Here is a 17367-nt window from a genome sequence, read left to right as displayed (position 1 = left end):
ACAAGAGTTATCACCTCGCGACCTTATGCAGACAGGGTGCTATAGTTCGTAAACAGCACGGGATATAACGTTTAAAAAGTTATCCGTTTTCGCGAAGGATACCCCCTGCGAGGTACAGCGACCCGCAGATCAGCACCCGCGCCTGAGGCGTTCGCGCAACAATTTCGCTCAGTGCATCCAGTACGCAGGATGCCTCGCTTGCCGCCATGCCCGCTTCTTGGGCGGCGACGGCTGTCTGATGCGCTGGCAGGGTGGCTGCTTCGCCCGGGATCAAGACCGCATAGAGGTGGTCGGCATGCGCGGCCAATGGCCGCAAGTACCCGCCGATATCCTTGGTGTTCAGCATACCGCAGATCAAGTAGGTGGGCCGTTTCGGCATGTCTGCCAACAGCTTGGAAATCGCTTGGCCAGCGGCAGGATTATGCCCCCCGTCCAGCCATATTTCGGCCAGCGGAGCGCTATCAGTCAGCGGCCCCTTGCGCAGCCGCTGCATACGCGCCGGCCACTCGGCTCGCGTGACGGCGGCCTCGCAATGTGGCGCTGCGATCCCAAGATGACGCAAAGCCGTCAAAGCGGCCCCTGCATTGGAAATCTGGTGTGCGCCCAACAGGTTGGGGCGCGGCAAATCGAGCAACCCGGTTTCATCCTGATAGACCATTCTGCCGGCCTCTTCCGCCACGTGCCAGTGCTGCCCGCTTGCCAATACCGGGGCGCGATGTCGGGCGGCCTGGGCTTCAATGACTTGCAGTGCCGCATCTTCCTGTGGGCCGATGATGCAAGGCACCTGGCGTTTGATGATGCCGGCCTTTTCACCAGCTATCTCGGCCAGCGTATTGCCCAGATATTGCTGATGGTCGATCGACACCGGAGTGATGATCGTCAGCGCCGGTTGCCGCACGACATTTGTCGCGTCCAGGCGACCGCCAAGCCCCACTTCCAACAATGTAAAATCCGCGGGCGTACGCGCAAAGGCAAGAAAAGCGGCACAGGTGGTTATCTCGAAATACGTAATATCCCGGCCAGCATTCACGTCATAACATTCGTCCAGGATAGCTGTCAGCGCGTCTTCTGAAATCAGCTCTCCTGCGACCCGGATGCGCTCATGAAACCGCGCCAGGTGCGGCGAGGTATAGGCATGGACCCGGTGGCCTGCATCTTCAAGGCCCGCCCGGATCATGGCCTGTGTCGACCCTTTTCCATTGGTGCCCGCGATATGTATCACCGGCGGAAGTTGATCCTGGGGATTTCCCAATGCGTCCAGCAACCGCCACATCCGGTCAAGCGTCAGGTCGATGATCTTTGGATGCAGCGCCATCATGCGCGCCAGCACCACATCAGAGCCTGAGTGCGTCATTTCTTGGCTTTTTCCGCCTTGTTACCCTCTGACAGAGCATGCGGTAAATCACCTCCTTCGGTAGGAGGCGGCAAATCACCGCGCACCGCTGGGGGCAGCTTCATCAGCATGCGGGTGATCTCGATCAGCTCATCGCGCAGCTTGGTGCGCGGGGTCACACGGTCCAGCATCCCGTGGTCCAAGAGGTATTCCGCACGTTGAAAACCCTCAGGCAGCTTCTCGCGGATCGTCTGTTCGATAACGCGGGGACCTGCAAAACAGATCAAGGCACCGGGCTCGGCGATTTGAACGTCCCCCAACATCGCATAGCTCGCCGTTACCCCGCCCGTCGTCGGATGGGTCAGCACGACGATATACGGCAATCCGGCTTCCTTCAGCATCTGGACTGCGACCGTCGTCCGGGGCATCTGCATGAGGCTAAGAATGCCTTCTTGCATCCGCGCACCTCCAGCAGCGGAAAACAGAATTAGCGGTGCCTTCAACTTCACGGCTTCTTGTGCCGCAGCAATTATGGCGTTCCCGACATACATCCCCATCGACCCGGCCATAAACGAAAAGTCCTGCCCCGCTGCAACAATCTGCGTTCGCCCGATTTCACCCTTCGCAACCAGCATTGCCTCGGCCTCGGACGTTTGTTTCTGCGCAGCTTTCAGTCGGTCGGGATACTTCTTTTGGTCGCGGAAATGGAGCGGATCAGGCGTCGGTGCTGGCACCTTAACCTCTACGAACACGCCTCCGTCGAACAATGCCTTAAACCGCGCACGTGGGGTGATCGCCATGTGGTGGCCACAGCTTGTGCATACATTCAGGTTGTCTGACACCTCGCGGTGGAACAACATGGTCCCGCATTCTTCGCACTTGGTCCAAAGATTGTCAGGCGTCTCGCGGCGCGAGAAGATTGAATTGATATGAGGGCGAACGTAGTTGTTGATCCAGTTCATGGCGAACCTTTGCTTTCAGTTTCGACTTTCAGATAAGCCGGCGTGGGCGAAATTGCAATCAACGGCGGATCGCCAGCCGGGCTGCTAGCCAGGTTACTAGCATGAGGGCAAAATCAACAGGCAACCATGCGCGCAGCTCTTCGGGATTGTCCATTCCAAACGGGGTCAGGTACAAGGCCAACCCCGACAGGTCATCCGGCATCGAGATAAACACGATAGCGGCAACGTTGTTTGAAAAGTGCACGGCAATCGCCGGACCCAACGACCCTGACCGCGCCGTGAGGTCAGCCATCAGCATGCCGAAAACCCCCGCCCATAGCGCAATGAGAAATGCATTTTCACCCGCTTGGTCAGGCAGGTAATGGCCCAGGGCAAACAGCGCAGCAGGCAACACCATCCAGACAAGCGGAGACCGGAAGCGCGCGGCAAGCTGTTGCTGAACGTAGCCGCGGAAAACCATTTCCTCAGCCGTGACCTGAATCAGCACCCCGATGAGAGAAAAGGGCAGCAGCAGGACCCACTTGGAAAATTCCATGTTTGGAACATAGTCTGCTCCCATGTCCCAAGGGGGCAGAACGTATATTGCTGCGTTCAGCAACACCATTACCCCCAAAACTGCGCCGAACTGGGACAAAGCCAGTTCCATAGGCCCGATCAGGCCCAGGAAAGAACGCCGATGGATGAGACGGGTCACCACGGCCACACCGGTGATCATCAACCCGAAGCTTCCCAACAGCAACAGCATCGCGAACGGGGTGCGCCCCGCCATGATATCTTGGTAGAACGCGTCACTTTGCGCGCCCAGAACTGAAAAGACCGCGCCAAATAAAAGATTATTCAGCAACAGATAAATTGCCGAGGCCGCCAAGAAACCAATGACGACACGCCAAACCGCAGCACTTGGAATTGCTGGCGCATAAAACGCCGCATGGGCTGAATATCTGTTCACGAGCGTTTATCCCCAAGTGGTACCGGTAAATTCTCACCGGTGCGCGGGATGTCTATTCCCGCGGTGCGTAACAAGTCGGCGGCCCCGGTCAGGTGGCTCGAAACCGTGCGCAGCAGGCTTAGCAGAATAACCTTGTCATTTTCGACGACCGACCGGAACTGATCGGCCCCGATCCTCAAAAAGCTACTGTCTTCGACTGCGATAAAGTCAAATTGCCGCGGTTCGTTCATCAACACTGCAAGGTCGCCGATCAACCTGCCTGCTTCCACGGTAGACACGTGATGGCTTGCCCCGTTCGGATCTACCCAATTCAGTTCGCTCTTGCCTGACAGGCACAGATAAACTGCATCCGGCCTTTGCCCCATGGCGAATATCTGACCACCCTTCTCTATCGAAATCCACTGCGCGGCAAAGGCAAGCAAACGCTGATTGCGCGGATCAAGATTATTGAAAAGCTCGTTACGCGCAATGATGCGCAGCTTGCGCCTTAGATCATCCGAAATGGTGTCTTCCTGGCTCGGCGTATCGATCTGTGCGACACCGTCCACGCGACCTCCTCTGATCTCGATGGACATGTCAAAATCGCTGGGGCTGTCAAAATGGCTTTCCAGATAGATTTGCGTCATTTCCGGCAACAGTTCGCTCAACTGATTACGCAACCTGCCCAAAGACGCTGCATCATGTCCCGCTAGCGAATGGTTCATTATCAGCACATCCGGGCGCTTTATCGCGGCTCGGGCAAAAGACATGCGCTCCTGAAACAAGGCGGGCATATTCGTGCCGCCCAAGGTCGTCGGGAAGTTTAGCGCATTGATCGCCACCGCCTGATGCAGCCCGTGCGACTTGAACACGTCCGAAACCACATCGAGCACCAGATCGGCCTGCAATCCGGCGACGGCCGAAATGCGGCCATACAGCGCATTTTCCAGCACGGTCATGCGGGGCAGATACTTGTCTGGCGTGATCGGAGTAAAAAGATCCCTCGCCTTTTCGCGTATAAGGGCACCCTTGTTCTTGCGGATCGACAGGATCTCTTGCTTGAAGTTTTCGGGGAAAGCCGGACCGATCTGTTCGGCTGTGAACGCGAACGGGATAGTCAGCAGTAGCGAAAATTCATCTTCGCTCAGCACGGCGTCGCCTTCGTTGCGGCGGCGTGAGGCGATGTCGACAAGCTGTTCGTACAGGTCCTCTTCGATACCAAGCGCCGTGAACAAGGGGTGGTCCGTGCCATCCCTGCCAAATGTATGGTGCAACGTTTCGACAAGCGTCTGTGAAATGGCAATGGCCTGTTCGGCCAGCCCATGTTCAACCAGCATCGCCAGAAACCCGCGTTCCATCGCCAGACCGGCTTGCGTGATACTGCGAACCGGGGCCGCGAACATCACATTACCCCCAAGCGGCAAGGCCGGGTTGAACCGGTCGGGGTCAAATCGGTAGACTACCTTGTCTAGACCCTGTTCTTTAAGCCGTTCATGAACTTCGCCGCGCAAGGCAACAACGTTCGCGGCCAGCTCTGGGTTTTGGTTCGGGTCCATCGGATTGGTCACCATGCGGCGAAACATGATTTCCTCTGTGCCGATCGCCTTTACCAGTTCATACCACCAATCGTTGATGTCCTCGATGGTGTTCAAGTCCGCGATGCCTGGATCCAGCCAATCTGCTTTCGTACTGTCACGACTGTTGCCGGATCTTAATGTCTCGATCGCATCGCGGTCCATCCGCTGGGGGTCCCAAAGCACGGTCTTGGGGCTGGTGCGCAGAGGCATCAACAGGTTGTCACCGACATTGCCCTGAAACATGTATGACCCCCCCTGTGCGTAACCGATACGGGCCGCCAGGACTGCCTGATGCAGATCTGCCAAATCATGATCGGCGATCATGACGCGACCTCTGCTGGGAGATATCTCGCGGGTAAGCAGTTCGGCCATCGCGTTACGTTCGGTCTGGCTGGGTATCTTCATCGCCACCCGTGACCCTTTGGGTATCTCAAGGTTGATATCCTCAAGAATCGCACTGCCATCGGTACCGCGAACCGAGATATGTTCCAGCTTGATCGTGCCCCGCAAGTGCGGAATTTCGGCCGGTTCTCCTTCGATAAGTTCCTGGGCGATCATGCCTCTGGGCGCAAACCGTTCCACCACGACTTCCCATCGCACAGCCATGTCCTGCGTCTGATTGTAATAGGTCAGCAGCTCTTTCCAGGGGTTCGACAGGTCCTTATAGGCCGCAAGCGCCGCAACCAGCGCACCTACTGTTATCTGCCCCTTGATGGCCAGATAACCGCCCACGGCATAAAAGAAAAACGGGGTAAGCTGGGTGATGAAGTTGTTGAGAAACTTCATGAAGAACTTTTTCTGGTAAATTTGGAACCGAATGTCGAACAACCGGCCCAGCCGGTCGGTGAATGTCGCCAGCCGGTACCGCCAACCCCCATTGGTACGAAGATCGCTGATCCCCGCCGCCGTTTCGCCGATTTCAGACGAAAACAACCGTACTTCTTTGATCCGTTCCTTGTTAAGCAGGTTAATCTGACGTTGCAGCATCGGGATCAGATAGGCCTGCAACGGGATCAGCGCGACACCCGCCAACCCGAACCAAAGCGATTGTACAAACAGAAACACCAGAATGATCAACATCTGGCCGGCCTGAAACACCGGTTGCGCGACCGCATCCCCCATGAGCCCGCCCATCGGTTCTGCCTCGGAGGTGACCATGGATACCAATTCGCCCTGACTGGTATTTTCGAAATAGCTGCGCGGAAACCGCATCATCCGTGCGATAAGCATATACCTGAAACGTCTTAGCAAACGTTCAGACAATACGCCCTTCATCGTGTTCAGGCGCATTTTCAACAGACCATGCGCAAGAACCGCACCAAGGTAGGCAAAGCACAACACCAGAAGAAACTGCACTTGGCTCAGCTGAATGCCCCAAATATCTATCGCTTCGCTCTTGGCCCCGATGGCATCGTTGATGATGCGTTTGGGTAACTCGAGCGACACGTACAGAAAGGGAAAAGTGATCAGCGTGAAAGCCAGTAGAACAAGCTGGTCGCGGCGTGAATACTTCCAAATAAAGGAAAAGATTGATCGCTCCATGCGGCGCGGCTTTCGCTGAGGGACGGCACGGTGCCTAATATTGCGTAAACACCTAATGGCAAGGGCTGAGCTATTCAACTGGCCGCTTGAGCCTTGCAGCGGCACGGCTGGGTGGCTATTCCAATGGAAATGTCCATTCAGGGAGGCTTTCTGATGTCCACCAACAGCCGTTTCGATAAATCCAAATTACCAAGTCGTCATGTTACAGAGGGGCCAGAGCGCGCGCCGCACCGGTCGTATTATTACGCGATGGGCATGACCGAAGAAGAGATTCACCAGCCGCTGGTCGGCGTCGCGACCTGCTGGAACGAAGCCGCGCCCTGCAACATCTCGCTGAATCGTCAGGCCCAGGCCGTAAAATTGGGTGTGAAAGCGCAACAAGGTACACCCCGCGAATTCACCACGATCACCGTAACGGACGGGATCGCGATGGGTCACGAAGGCATGCGATCTTCGTTGGCTTCTCGCGAGGCGATTGCCGATACTGTTGAATTAACCATGCGCGGTCATTGCTATGACGCGATCGTGGGGCTTGCTGGCTGTGACAAGTCGCTTCCTGGCATGATGATGGCGATGCTGCGCCTGAATGTCCCTTCCGTTTTCCTTTATGGCGGCTCGATCCTGCCTGGCAAAGCGCCCGAAGGGGCTGATGTCCCGGCGGATTTTGCCAACCGTGACCTGACGGTACAAGACATGTTCGAGGCCGTGGGCAACTACCAAAACGGCACGATGTCCCAAGCGGCGCTCGATATCCTCGAGCGCGTCGCCTGCCCGACCGCCGGTGCCTGCGGGGGCCAGTTTACCGCCAACACGATGGCCTGCGTGTCAGAGGCAATCGGTTTGGCGCTCATGAACTCTTCCGGCATGCCGGCACCTTATGTGTCGCGCGATGCATACGCCGCTGCCTCTGGCGAAGCGGTTATGAACCTGATCAAAAAGAACATCCGTGCCCGTGATATCTGTACCCGGCAGGCCTTTGAAAATGCTGCCCGGATCGTTGCCTGTACCGGAGGGTCAACCAATGCAGGCCTGCACCTTCCCGCCATGGCACACGAGGCGGGCATCGACTTCTTCCTTGATGATGTCTGCGAAATCTTCCGCGACACCCCCTATTTTGTCGATATGAAGCCCGGCGGGTCGCATGTGGCCAAAGACCTGTACGATGCAGGCGGCGTGCCTGTGGTGATGAAGGAACTGCGCAAAGCCGGCCTGATTCACACCGACTGCATGACCGCATCCGGACGCTCTGTCGGCGAAGAGCTGGACATGATCGAACGCGAAGCAGATGGCAAGGTCATTCATTCGATCGCGACCCCCATCAGCAAGACAGGCGGCGTCGTAGGGCTCAAGGGCAACCTTGCCCCCGAAGGCGCAATCGTGAAAATCGCCGGCATGTCCGAGGACGACATCGTTTTCACCGGCCCCGCCTTGATTTTTGAATGCGAACAGGACGCGTTTGAAGCAGTGCAGAACCGCGCCTATAAAGAAGGCGATGTATTTGTCATCCGCAACGAAGGGCCTGCCGGCGGTCCCGGCATGCGCGAAATGCTGGCCACAACCGCGGCCCTGTCTGGCCAGGGGATGGGCAAGAAAGTGGCACTGATCACCGACGGGCGCTTTTCTGGGGCGACCCGTGGGTTTTGCGTCGGTCACGTCGGACCAGAGGCTGCATACGGCGGCCCGATCGCATTGCTGAAAGAGGGCGACATGATCACGCTGAACGCGATGACTGGATCAATTTCGGTCGATGTCAGCGACGAGGAAATGGCCAAGCGCAAAGAAGCCTGGCCCGGTCCTCGAGCCACAAACTATCAAAGCGGTGCCTTGTGGAAATACGCTCAGCTTGTTGGGCCAACATATCTGGGTGCGGTGACCCATCCTGGAGGTAAGGCTGAAACCCATGACTACATGGACCTTTAAAGGTCCGCTTGTCGCTTTTGGCCTGTTGACCCTCGTCGCCTGCGAAGCGGGTCAGGGCTTCGGGCCAGGGGCGACTGGGTCTCGCGCAGCGGGTGAAACAGCGGCTCCGGTTTCACGGGCACGTATGGCGGATGGCGTCGTTCTGGTGACACCCTCCGGCTTTTGCATTGACCGGTCCAGCCTCGAACCTCGGTTCGCTGTGATGGCCCGCTGTGACGGTCTTGGCGTTCCATCGGCGGCTGGCGGGGCCCCTCTTGGCTTGATTACCGTCAGCCTGACGAACGCGCAGACCGGGCCCCTGCCCAGTGCCAAGCAGATTGCGGGTGCAGCGGCGCTGCAAAAACTGAGCAACGTCCAACAATCAGATGATCAGGTCGTGTTCAGGGCACAAGGCCGCGTACCCATAGAAGGACTATCGGCCTTTCAGTGGCGGGCGATCGTGCGTATCGGATCCCAGATAGCGGGCATTGCAGTTTATGGCCCCCAAAATGGTCAGGTCGTCACTGCCACCGGCCGTGCGGTGTTGCTGCAACTTGTCGAACGCAGCATAGCGGCAACCCCAGAACTGAAAACCCTGGTCACTACGCGGCGCTAACGCTTTCGACTGTCCACCCAATTTGTTTGAACCAAAATCTCTCAGCAGCTAGGGTTGTTGAAAACGATCCTCTGATCAACCCGATGCAGCAGGCAGCTATGGCTAAATTTGATACTCGGCTTTTCGACAGGGCACTGTCTGCGCGGATCATGCGCAGATGGGCAGACAAGGCCGAGCGGGCAAAAACGGTCGATCTTGTCACTCTGCAAAAACAATCTCGGCGTGCCAGAAAGCTCAAGGGTTATCTGGATCATCTGATACATGTTGCTGAATACCGCTTGGCAAAACCTCTGGTTGGGTCGGATAAATTTTTCAAACCTCACAACGCCGATTGGCTCTGGCGTCCGCAAATCTGGCGCGGACCATTACCGAAACCGGGAATTGCCTCCGCCATTTCCAAATCCGCCATCGGCGATGAATTAACATTGTTTCATGACTGCACCCTCTCGGAAATGGGGGTCAGACAGCTTCGTAACCTTCGCGAAGCGGATCTGGCCCCATACGGTTTGCGGTTGGAGGTATACCGTTTCGACGGGACGTTCCTTTCCCTGGTGCTGGAACTTCCCGAAGACTGCACGGAAGGCCTTGCCAAGTCTCATTTGCTGCGCCTTGATGCGATCATCGAAACAGAACAACCGATCGAAATATTTGCCCGGCTGAACATCCGACACGGCCCGAACACCGAACAAATCGTTCGTGAATTACCTTTGGATCAAAAGGATATCACAGTCGAATTCGATCTGGCCTATACCAACCTTAACGAAAAGCGCGTTGAGAAAGCTTGGATTGACCTGATATTCGAGGGGCCCGAAATGAACGAGATAATACTACGCGATCTGACATTTTCCCGTTCCCCCCGCGCGAAGCTTTAGGATACATCGGATGACCTCTTTAAAACTGACCAAAACCCGGATGCTTGAGGGCGTGTGGCAAGGGATCATCACAGATGCCGGCGATGTGAAACCTGAGCTGTCTGTCACCCATGCAAATACCGAGCTTGCAGACGTAAAATTAGTGCACAACGAGGCGGCGAACCACTGGGTCTTATCGATACCCGTGCCAGCGGCAGCCATAGCCGACGGCATCCAGACCATCCTTGTGATAGACCGAAAGTCCGAAAGGAAGCTCGGGAATGTGGTCTTGATTGGTGATGACGTATCAAGTGTGGACTTGCGTAACGAAATGGACTTGCTTCGAGCGGAACTCGACATGCTAAAGCGGGCGTTCCGTCGCCACTGTGTCGAAACCCGCTGAAATTACTGCACCTTGTTCCGCCCGATGACACGATATATTCACCGGTTAAGACATGTGAATGGTGAATGAGGAGTACCTGATGGCGGCGAAGCGACGTACCATAGGCGTGATCGGGCTGGGAAACTTCGGCTCCACCGTCGCAACCGAGCTGCAACGCTTTGGCAACTACGTGATTGGCGTGGACCTGAACGAACAGCGCGTCAGCAACCACGTGGAAAAGCTTAGTCAGGCCGTAATTGTAGACGCCCGTGATGACGCCGCGCTGCGCGAGGCCGGCTTAGGTGACTGTTCCATGGCTCTGGTTGCGATGGGGTCGGATCTTGAGTCAAGCATCCTGTCGGCCATCAACTTGAAACTGCTGGGCGTCGAAACAATCTGGGCCAAGGCGAAAACCAAGACCCATCACCGTATTCTAAGCAAGCTTGGTGTAGACCGCGTTATCCACCCCGAGGTGGAGGTTGGCCAACACATCGCTCAGGTCATCCACAACCCGTTGGTGCGCGACTATGTTAGCTTGGGGAACGGCTATCACGTGGTCAATTTTCGCATTCCGGAATCGTTGGAAGGCAAGAGACTTGAGACACTGACCCACTCCAGCAAGTTCAATCTGCGTTGCATCGGCGTGATGCGTGGCACCGAATATATCGGACGCGATGGTCAGGACTGCACCTTGCAGCGCGATGATCTGCTGATCCTCCTTGGCCAGCGGACCGACCTGCGCAATTTCGCGGCAAGCCTTTGAAAGCCATCTATCGCAACCCCGGTCAAAAGTGGTGGCGGTTGCCACCGCCTGCGGTACTCGTCCTGATTTATTTCACACTGATCGTGGTCGGCGCACTGGTGCTGTGGTCACCGTTGGCGAACAAGGCCGGCATTACCTTGGCGGATGCACTGTTCACCTCGACTTCGGCGGTCACGGTGACCGGACTGTCGGTCGTGGATGTCGGCAGCACATTCAACTTTTTCGGCCAACTGGTCATCGTGGTGCTGATCCAGATGGGTGGACTGGGGTTGATGACCTTCGCCGTTCTGCTTTTGTCAGCCCTCGGCATCCCGCTGGGCATGCCTCAAAGAATTATCCTTCGTGAAGACCTGAACCAATCGAGCTTTTATAACCTGACGTCGTTGGTGCAGGCGATTCTAAAGATCGCCTTTATTGCCGAAGCCGTCGGTGCCCTGTTTCTCTGCTTTGTTTTCGTACCGGAAATGGGCTGGAGCCGCGGCATATGGCAGGCAATCTTCCACAGTGTTTCCGCATTCAATAACGCAGGGTTTTCCCTGTTCCCGGACAACCTGACCAATTGGGTCGGCGACCCCATCGTCAACCTGGTCATACCGGCATTGTTCATACTTGGCGGTCTTGGGTTTATCGTTCTGGCCGACGTATGGGAAAAGCGTAGTTGGCATGGGTTAAGCCTTCACAGCAAACTCATGCTTGCGGGTACGGTTGTACTGATATTGTTCGGCTGGATGATGTTTGCAGTGCTGGAATGGCACAACCCATCAACGTTGGGCCATTTGGGAACCACCCCCAGCAAGATATGGGCAAGCTGGTTTCAGGCAGTGTCCCCCAGAACCGCCGGGTTCAATACAATCGACTACGCCGATGTTCATGAAAGCACGGCACTGATGACCATGACCCTGATGTTGGTGGGCGGGGGCAGCACCTCGACGGCGGGCGGGATCAAGGTAACTACCCTTATTGTCCTGATCCTCGCCACCATCGCGTTTTTCCGTCGCAGCACCAGCCTACATGCTTTCGGAAGGTCAATGGGGTCTGATGAGGTTTTCAAGGTGATGGCATTGACGACAATCAGCATTCTGCTGGTGCTGACAGGAATTTTTGTCACGTCCATAAGCCACGATGGAGAGTTTCTCGATCTTGCTTTCGAAGTAACGTCGGCGTTCGGCACCGTCGGTCTTTCGCGGGGGGCAACTGCCGATCTTGACCTGACAGGTAGATCGGTCATCATGCTGATGATGTTTTTGGGGCGCGTAGGCCCCCTGACGATCGGCTTTTTTCTGGCGACCCAATCGGTTCCGCGCGTACGCTATCCCGACGGCAAGATCTATCTCGGTTAACCACAGGCTATGGCAGCCAAGCAAAAGCCGGCCCTGATACTGGGCCGGCTTTCTGACATTCCGAACAAAAGGTTGCCCGTTATTCTTTTGGGCCTAGCGCTGACAAACCCTTGAGAATGTCGATGGCATAGGCCAGCTGGTAGTCTTCTTCGCGCAGCTTGGCCGCTTCTTCTGCCTTTGCGCGGTCTTCCATGATCTGGTCGACTTGATCATCCGTCAGACTGTCGTTGTTCAGACTGCCACGCAAATCGGCCTCGGAACGCAGTGGACGAGATTTAGACTGTTCGTCCTCGGTGCTGGCCGGTTTCGCCGGAGGCTGGGCCACGATGATGTCGGGGGATACGCCCAAAGCCTGTATCGACCGTCCCGACGGCGTGTAATAACGCGCCGTGGTAAGCCGCATGGCACCTTCACCGCGCAGAGGCATGATGGTCTGGACAGATCCTTTGCCAAAGCTCTTGGTGCCGACGATGATCGCCCGACGATGATCCTGAAGCGCGCCCGCGACAATCTCGGATGCCGAAGCGGAACCGCCATTGATCAAGACAACGATCGGCTTGCCCTGCGCCAAATCGCCAGGGGTGGCATTTGTGCGGTCGCCTTCCGCCGCATCCCGACCGCGCGTGCTTACAATTTCACCGCTCTCAAGGAATGCATCTGAAACTGCGATCGCCTGATTCAGCAAACCGCCGGGATTGTTGCGCAAATCGACCACGATGCCGCTGATGTTATCAATGCCACCCGCTGCCTTGATCTGCTCTTCCAGGCCTTCTTTCAGCTTGGGGTAGGTTTGTTCGTTAAACGTGGTTACCCGCATCACGACGGCGTTGCCGACCGTTCTGGCGCGTACGGCTGTCAGTTGGATCGTGTCACGGGTCAACGTCACATCGAATGGTTCGGTTTCGCCTTCCCGGACCACGGTAATGACGATTTCGGACCCGACCGGGCCACGCATCAATTCCACCGCGTCGTCCAGGGTCAGCCCCAGCAGACTTTCTCCGTTGACGTGGGTGATGAAATCGCCCGCCTCAATACCGGCCTCTGCGGCGGGTGTGCCGTCAATTGGCGACACAACTTTTACAAAGCCTTCTTCCTGGGTGACCTCGATCCCCAATCCGCCGAATTCGCCTCTGGTCTGATCCCGCATCTTCAGCGCGTCTTTGGGCGACAGATAGCTCGAGTGCGGATCAAGAGACGTCAACATTCCGTTAATGGCGGCTTCGATCAGTTCTTCGGTGTCGACCTCTTCGACGTATTGGGCGCGGATTCGTTCAAAAATGTCTCCGAACAGATCCAGTTGTTCGTAAACGTTTCCGGTCTTTGCCGTTTCCTGCGCCAGCAAGGGGCCTGCAATCTGGGTGGTGGCGATCACGCCTGCCAGCGTTCCTCCCACCGCAGCCATCACAAATTTCTTCATTGTTTTATCCATCCTTGTCGGTTCGGAACCATTCTGAAGGGTCCTGTGTCACGTTATTTTCCCTTACTTCTATATAGAGCGTTTCTGAACGCTCCATGCCAGCCCCATCACCATTTGGTGACAGCGCGTTGTCACGGTTGGCGGGCCCACCGCCCATCAACCCGATGGGCGTGCCCGAACCGATCACCTGCCCGGCGGCGCCATACACCACATCCAGCCCAGCGAGGACAAACAATGTATTCGCCCGCGGTTCAAGAATGACCACATTGCCCAGATCCAGCAGCGGTCCGGTATAGCGGATCGTCGCAGCGGTTGGCGAGGTGACAATCGCCTGGGGCCGGGTGGCCAGAATAAGCCCCGGCCGCGTCACGCCCGCCGCATCTGTTTCGTTGGCACGGCGAAGTATGACCCCTTGCACAGGCAACGTCAGACTACCGATTTGACCGTCGAAATCCACGGGGGCCGGGTCAATTTGATCTGACGTCATCTCGGACAAACCGCTGGCGAAGCCCGACAATGTTTCAGAGGTCGATATGAGAATCGCGGTACGGACAGGGTCTTCGGTAAAGCGTTTGGGCAGATCGGTACGATTCGCCATTGCTTGATTCAGATCGGTACGCGCCCTTTGGACTTCGGTCAGGCCCTCTTGCAGACGCATCGCGGCGTCAGCTTGCAGGGTCCGCAACATCTGCACCTCGTTGAGGTCATTGCGCAGAGCGTCGGCACGAGAGTTCAGCGCAGGTGTCAGTTCTGCCAACAACATACCCGCTCTGGCAGTGCCCACCGGCCCCTGAGGATGCAAGAACAACGTCGGCGACGGATTGCCCCCCATGGTTTGCAAGACCCCCAACAATTGCGCGACTTCACCGTCGCGCGACGCCAGCTTTCTGCTTAGCTGCGCTTCGTTGATCGCCGCCTGACGCAACCCTTCGCGCATCGCGCCCAAGCCGACCTCGAACGCCTGAATGGTTTGGGTCAAGGCTTTTACCCTGTCGCGGGCCCCATCTGCCGCCGCCAAGGCTGCTGAGGCGGTTTCCAAGTCCGCCATGGCCCGGCGCGCCTGATCTGCGGCCTCGGATTGCGCGAAAGCGGCAAAGGGCCATATCAGCATGACAAGGGCAAGCCTGCGCATCATTTTATCAGTGACTTTCCCGTCATTTCATCAGGTTGCGGCAACCCCATCAACGCCAGCAAGGTGGGTGCCAGATCCGCCAACCGGCCCGTGCGAAGCCCGGTGACCGCGGGTGCCCCTACTACCGCTACAGGAACAGGGTTCAGTGTATGAGCGGTATGGGGACCACCAGTTTCAGGGTCTATCATGGTTTCACAATTGCCGTGGTCGGCGGTGATGATCATTGCCCCGCCCGCAGTTTCCAGAGCCTTCAATACCCGCCCAAGACCTTCATCAACGGCTTCGCAGGCGGCTATTGCCGCTGGAAGATCGCCTGTGTGACCGACCATATCGGGATTGGCATAGTTCACGACAATCAAATCATAGCGCTGTTCAATCGCCTGGACAAAAGCGTCTGTCACCTGCGACGACGACATCTCGGGTTGCATGTCATAGGTCGCCACAGCAGGCGATTTCGGCATGAACCGGTCTTCGCCAGCCTCGGGTTCTTCGACCCCGCCATTCAGAAAGAACGTGACATGCGGATATTTTTCAGTCTCTGCCAACCGGAACTGACGCAGGCCCTTTTGCGCTACCCAAGCCCCAAGCGTGTTCACGATCTCTGCCTTGGGGTACATCGTCGTCATATAAGCGTTATGCGCATCCGAGTATTCCGCCATACCCATCAACGCCGCCCAATCAGGACGGTGACCCACGGAAAACGCCGCAAAATCGGGCGCGCCGATTGCAGCCAAGATTTCCCGGGCCCGATCAGCACGAAAGTTGAGACAGAACAGTGCATCACCGTCTTTGGCTCCGGCATAGCCCTCCAACACCGTCGGGGTGATGAATTCGTCGCTTTCACCTGCTTCATAAGCCGTCGTCACCGCACCGGATGCAGTTGCCGCGCTAGACCCTTTACCATTCACGATGGCGTCAAAGGCTTTTTCGATACGATCCCATCGGTTATCACGGTCCATCGCGAAATAGCGCCCGACAACCGTGACAATGCGTGCGTTCTCTGATTCGTTCACGGCTGCTTGCAATGTATCAAGATATCCGAGAGCCGATCGCGGTGCCACGTCGCGCCCGTCCGTAAGCGCATGAATCGCAACGGGAATGGCATGGCGCTGCAATACTCTAACCGCGGCGATCATATGATCGAGATGGCCATGCACGCCACCGTCAGAGATGACCCCCATCAGATGGGCCGTGCCCCCGGTCTTTTTCAGCTCGCCGATATAGTCAAGCATCGGGGGGTGCTGCGCGAACGAACCTTGCGCGATCGCAAGGTCGATCTGGCCCAGATCCATTGCCACGACCCGCCCGGCACCGATATTCATGTGTCCGACTTCGGAATTGCCCATCTGCCCTTCCGGCAAGCCTACATCAGGGCCGAAGGTGGTCAGCGTAGCATGAGGGGATGTCCGCATTATCCGATCAAAATGAGGCGTGTTCGCCAGCAAAGGCGCGTTGCCCAACGGGTCATCGCGCTGGCCCCAACCGTCGAGTATACATAAGACGACAGGTTTAGGGGTATTCATGCTGGAACTGCTCCGGTTTATAGGCGGTTTGGTCGTCTTTTAACCATTGTGCAGCCGATGGTGAACCGGTTTCATTGAAGATTACAAACTTGTAGAGAACTATGAGCCAAAATCTGCGGCCCACCCTTGCCCTGTCCGTCCGGTTTGGTCATAAGATGAACGCATCCAAAGCCAAGGACAACAGCATGATATCGCAAGCCCCCGAAACCCGTATTGTCCATACTTGGCGCGTCGCCTGCGATGGCGGAGAAGGTGCATTGGGCCATCCCCGTGTCTGGCTGCAAATTCCGCAGGACGAGGGCTGGGTGGAATGCGGGTATTGCGATTGCAAGTTCATTCACCAAGACTTCGAGGGCAAAGTCTGAAAAAACTGTCACGATGGCTTGGGCTGCTGGCGATCTTGCCAGCGCTGTATCTGATGGCGGCAATCTATGGTGCGATGATTGCCCGCTCGGCCGAACCTGGGGTCGATGGGCACGAATTGACCCGGGATGTTTTACTGCTTCGTGGCCCCATACATTATGACATTCTATTGCCGGTCGACGATCTTTCGCGCGCGCGTTTTGCCGGTCTGGCGCAAGCCGGTATTCCGCTAAGCGCGCCTCAGGCGCGCTGGCTGGTGATCGGCTGGGGGGCACGGAGATTTTACACCGAAACCCCCACCTATAGTGATCTGAGCCTGGGCAACGTCTGGCGCGGCATCATTGGCGACGATTCGGTGTTGCGGGTCGATGTAGCCGGAGAATTGTATAAGGATCTGCCAATCCGACACCTGCGTCTTGCCGAAACAGAATACCGCGCTCTTCTGGACGGGATTTGGGAAAGCTTTGCGTTGACCCCCGAGGGACTGCCGGATCGGATCGACGTGAAAGGCTATACGTCAAGCGATGTTTTCCTTGCCGCGCGTGGTCGGTTCAATATCCTGCGCACCTGCAATGTGTGGATCGGAGAACAGCTGCGCGCTGCGGGGGTGCGATTTGGGATATGGACGCCGCTGCCGCTATCGGTCAGCCTGTCATTCGACCTATACCACGGCGAGTGAGGCCGGGCTGGGACGCTCCGCGGGGAGTTTATCTGGCAAAATGAAACTGGCGGTTTGCCA

15 protein-coding genes are annotated in these 17367 nt (G+C 56.8%); 8 read left to right on the top strand and 7 right to left on the bottom strand.

Going from position 1 to position 17367, the window contains the following annotated elements; translation table 11 throughout:
* Nucleotides 1–79: 79 nt before the first annotated feature.
* The 4 genes from AC13DE_RS08715 to AC13DE_RS08700 are packed head-to-tail and all read right to left on the bottom strand — an operon-like array spanning nucleotide 80 to nucleotide 6342.
* On the bottom strand, nucleotides 80–1354 hold the full coding sequence (locus AC13DE_RS08715; RefSeq protein WP_483047587.1) for a bifunctional folylpolyglutamate synthase/dihydrofolate synthase: 1275 nt from the start codon (nucleotides 1352–1354) through the stop codon (nucleotides 80–82).
* Nucleotides 1351–2295 (bottom strand): acetyl-CoA carboxylase, carboxyltransferase subunit beta, encoded by a 945-nt coding sequence (gene accD, locus AC13DE_RS08710; RefSeq protein WP_446295103.1) that lies wholly within the window; start codon nucleotides 2293–2295, stop codon nucleotides 1351–1353. The genes AC13DE_RS08715 and accD overlap by 4 nt, the downstream gene beginning before the upstream one ends.
* A gap of 58 nt (nucleotides 2296–2353) precedes the next feature.
* Nucleotides 2354–3244 carry a CPBP family intramembrane glutamic endopeptidase gene (locus AC13DE_RS08705; protein ID WP_483047586.1) on the bottom strand — a complete coding sequence of 297 codons (891 nt, stop codon included), beginning with the start codon at nucleotides 3242–3244 and terminating at the stop codon, nucleotides 2354–2356.
* A complete protein-coding gene (locus AC13DE_RS08700) occupies nucleotides 3241–6342 on the bottom strand; it encodes an ABC transporter transmembrane domain-containing protein (RefSeq protein ID WP_483047585.1) in 3102 nt (1033 codons plus the stop codon). The genes AC13DE_RS08705 and AC13DE_RS08700 overlap by 4 nt, the downstream gene beginning before the upstream one ends.
* A gap of 153 nt (nucleotides 6343–6495) precedes the next feature.
* On the opposite strand from AC13DE_RS08700, the gene ilvD reads away from it, so the two are divergent.
* The 6 genes from ilvD to AC13DE_RS08670 all read left to right on the top strand — a co-directional run bounded on the left by ilvD (nucleotide 6496) and on the right by AC13DE_RS08670 (nucleotide 12193).
* On the top strand, nucleotides 6496–8262 hold the full coding sequence (gene ilvD, locus AC13DE_RS08695) for a dihydroxy-acid dehydratase (RefSeq protein ID WP_483047584.1): 1767 nt from the start codon (nucleotides 6496–6498) through the stop codon (nucleotides 8260–8262).
* Nucleotides 8243–8857 (top strand): hypothetical protein, encoded by a 615-nt coding sequence (locus AC13DE_RS08690; protein ID WP_483047583.1) that lies wholly within the window; start codon nucleotides 8243–8245, stop codon nucleotides 8855–8857. The genes ilvD and AC13DE_RS08690 overlap by 20 nt, the downstream gene beginning before the upstream one ends.
* A gap of 98 nt (nucleotides 8858–8955) precedes the next feature.
* Nucleotides 8956–9729 carry a DUF6478 family protein gene (locus AC13DE_RS08685; RefSeq protein WP_446314580.1) on the top strand — a complete coding sequence of 258 codons (774 nt, stop codon included), beginning with the start codon at nucleotides 8956–8958 and terminating at the stop codon, nucleotides 9727–9729.
* Between the two features lie 10 nt (nucleotides 9730–9739).
* Nucleotides 9740–10111: a hypothetical protein gene (locus AC13DE_RS08680; RefSeq protein ID WP_446295109.1), complete on the top strand. Its 372-nt coding sequence runs from the start codon at nucleotides 9740–9742 to the stop codon at nucleotides 10109–10111.
* A gap of 79 nt (nucleotides 10112–10190) precedes the next feature.
* The gene (locus AC13DE_RS08675) at nucleotides 10191–10853 is read left to right on the top strand and encodes a potassium channel family protein (RefSeq protein WP_446295110.1); all 663 of its coding nucleotides are present in this window, start codon (nucleotides 10191–10193) and stop codon (nucleotides 10851–10853) included.
* The gene (locus AC13DE_RS08670) at nucleotides 10850–12193 is read left to right on the top strand and encodes a TrkH family potassium uptake protein (protein ID WP_446314579.1); all 1344 of its coding nucleotides are present in this window, start codon (nucleotides 10850–10852) and stop codon (nucleotides 12191–12193) included. The genes AC13DE_RS08675 and AC13DE_RS08670 overlap by 4 nt, the downstream gene beginning before the upstream one ends.
* Nucleotides 12194–12272: 79 nt before the next feature.
* Here the strand turns inward: AC13DE_RS08670 and AC13DE_RS08665 are convergent, their stop codons facing one another.
* Genes AC13DE_RS08665 through gpmI form a run of 3 tightly spaced genes read right to left on the bottom strand, consistent with a single transcriptional unit; the run spans nucleotide 12273 to nucleotide 16265 of the window.
* Complete coding sequence (locus AC13DE_RS08665) at nucleotides 12273–13610, bottom strand: S41 family peptidase (protein WP_446295112.1); 1338 nt, start codon at nucleotides 13608–13610, stop codon at nucleotides 12273–12275.
* A gap of 4 nt (nucleotides 13611–13614) precedes the next feature.
* Nucleotides 13615–14745, bottom strand: a complete 1131-nt coding sequence (locus AC13DE_RS08660; protein ID WP_483047582.1) for a murein hydrolase activator EnvC family protein — start codon at nucleotides 14743–14745, stop codon at nucleotides 13615–13617.
* Nucleotides 14742–16265, bottom strand: coding sequence for a 2,3-bisphosphoglycerate-independent phosphoglycerate mutase (gpmI, locus tag AC13DE_RS08655; protein ID WP_483047581.1), 1524 nt, complete (start codon nucleotides 16263–16265; stop codon nucleotides 14742–14744). Before gpmI ends, AC13DE_RS08660 begins: the two co-directional genes overlap by 4 nt.
* A gap of 185 nt (nucleotides 16266–16450) precedes the next feature.
* On the opposite strand from gpmI, the gene AC13DE_RS08650 reads away from it, so the two are divergent.
* Both AC13DE_RS08650 and AC13DE_RS08645 read left to right on the top strand, forming a co-directional pair.
* Complete coding sequence (locus AC13DE_RS08650) at nucleotides 16451–16630, top strand: zinc-finger domain-containing protein (RefSeq protein WP_483047664.1); 180 nt, start codon at nucleotides 16451–16453, stop codon at nucleotides 16628–16630.
* Entirely contained in the window at nucleotides 16576–17307 is a 732-nt protein-coding gene (locus tag AC13DE_RS08645; protein WP_483047580.1) for a TIGR02117 family protein, read from the top strand. The genes AC13DE_RS08650 and AC13DE_RS08645 overlap by 55 nt, the downstream gene beginning before the upstream one ends.
* The last annotated feature ends 60 nt before the right edge of the window (nucleotides 17308–17367 follow it).

This window comes from Sulfitobacter sp. L-8, assembly GCF_056859255.1.
This window is presented reverse-complemented; position numbering and strand designations above follow the sequence as displayed.

What these genes read in the sequence shown, in the direction of transcription:
- accD (WP_446295103.1), bottom strand. Translation starts at nt 2,295, where the DNA reads ATGAACTGGATCAACAACTACGTTCGCCCTCATATCAATTCAATCTTC.
- AC13DE_RS08700 (WP_483047585.1), bottom strand. Translation starts at nt 6,342, where the DNA reads ATGGAGCGATCAATCTTTTCCTTTATTTGGAAGTATTCACGCCGCGAC.
- AC13DE_RS08685 (WP_446314580.1), top strand. Translation starts at nt 8,956, where the DNA reads ATGGCTAAATTTGATACTCGGCTTTTCGACAGGGCACTGTCTGCGCGG.
- AC13DE_RS08690 (WP_483047583.1), top strand. Translation starts at nt 8,243, where the DNA reads ATGACTACATGGACCTTTAAAGGTCCGCTTGTCGCTTTTGGCCTGTTG.
- AC13DE_RS08650 (WP_483047664.1), top strand. Translation starts at nt 16,451, where the DNA reads ATGATATCGCAAGCCCCCGAAACCCGTATTGTCCATACTTGGCGCGTC.
- AC13DE_RS08665 (WP_446295112.1), bottom strand. Translation starts at nt 13,610, where the DNA reads ATGAAGAAATTTGTGATGGCTGCGGTGGGAGGAACGCTGGCAGGCGTG.
- ilvD (WP_483047584.1), top strand. Translation starts at nt 6,496, where the DNA reads ATGTCCACCAACAGCCGTTTCGATAAATCCAAATTACCAAGTCGTCAT.
- AC13DE_RS08645 (WP_483047580.1), top strand. Translation starts at nt 16,576, where the DNA reads ATGCGGGTATTGCGATTGCAAGTTCATTCACCAAGACTTCGAGGGCAA.
- AC13DE_RS08660 (WP_483047582.1), bottom strand. Translation starts at nt 14,745, where the DNA reads ATGATGCGCAGGCTTGCCCTTGTCATGCTGATATGGCCCTTTGCCGCT.
- AC13DE_RS08715 (WP_483047587.1), bottom strand. Translation starts at nt 1,354, where the DNA reads ATGACGCACTCAGGCTCTGATGTGGTGCTGGCGCGCATGATGGCGCTG.
- AC13DE_RS08675 (WP_446295110.1), top strand. Translation starts at nt 10,191, where the DNA reads ATGGCGGCGAAGCGACGTACCATAGGCGTGATCGGGCTGGGAAACTTC.
- gpmI (WP_483047581.1), bottom strand. Translation starts at nt 16,265, where the DNA reads ATGAATACCCCTAAACCTGTCGTCTTATGTATACTCGACGGTTGGGGC.
- AC13DE_RS08680 (WP_446295109.1), top strand. Translation starts at nt 9,740, where the DNA reads ATGACCTCTTTAAAACTGACCAAAACCCGGATGCTTGAGGGCGTGTGG.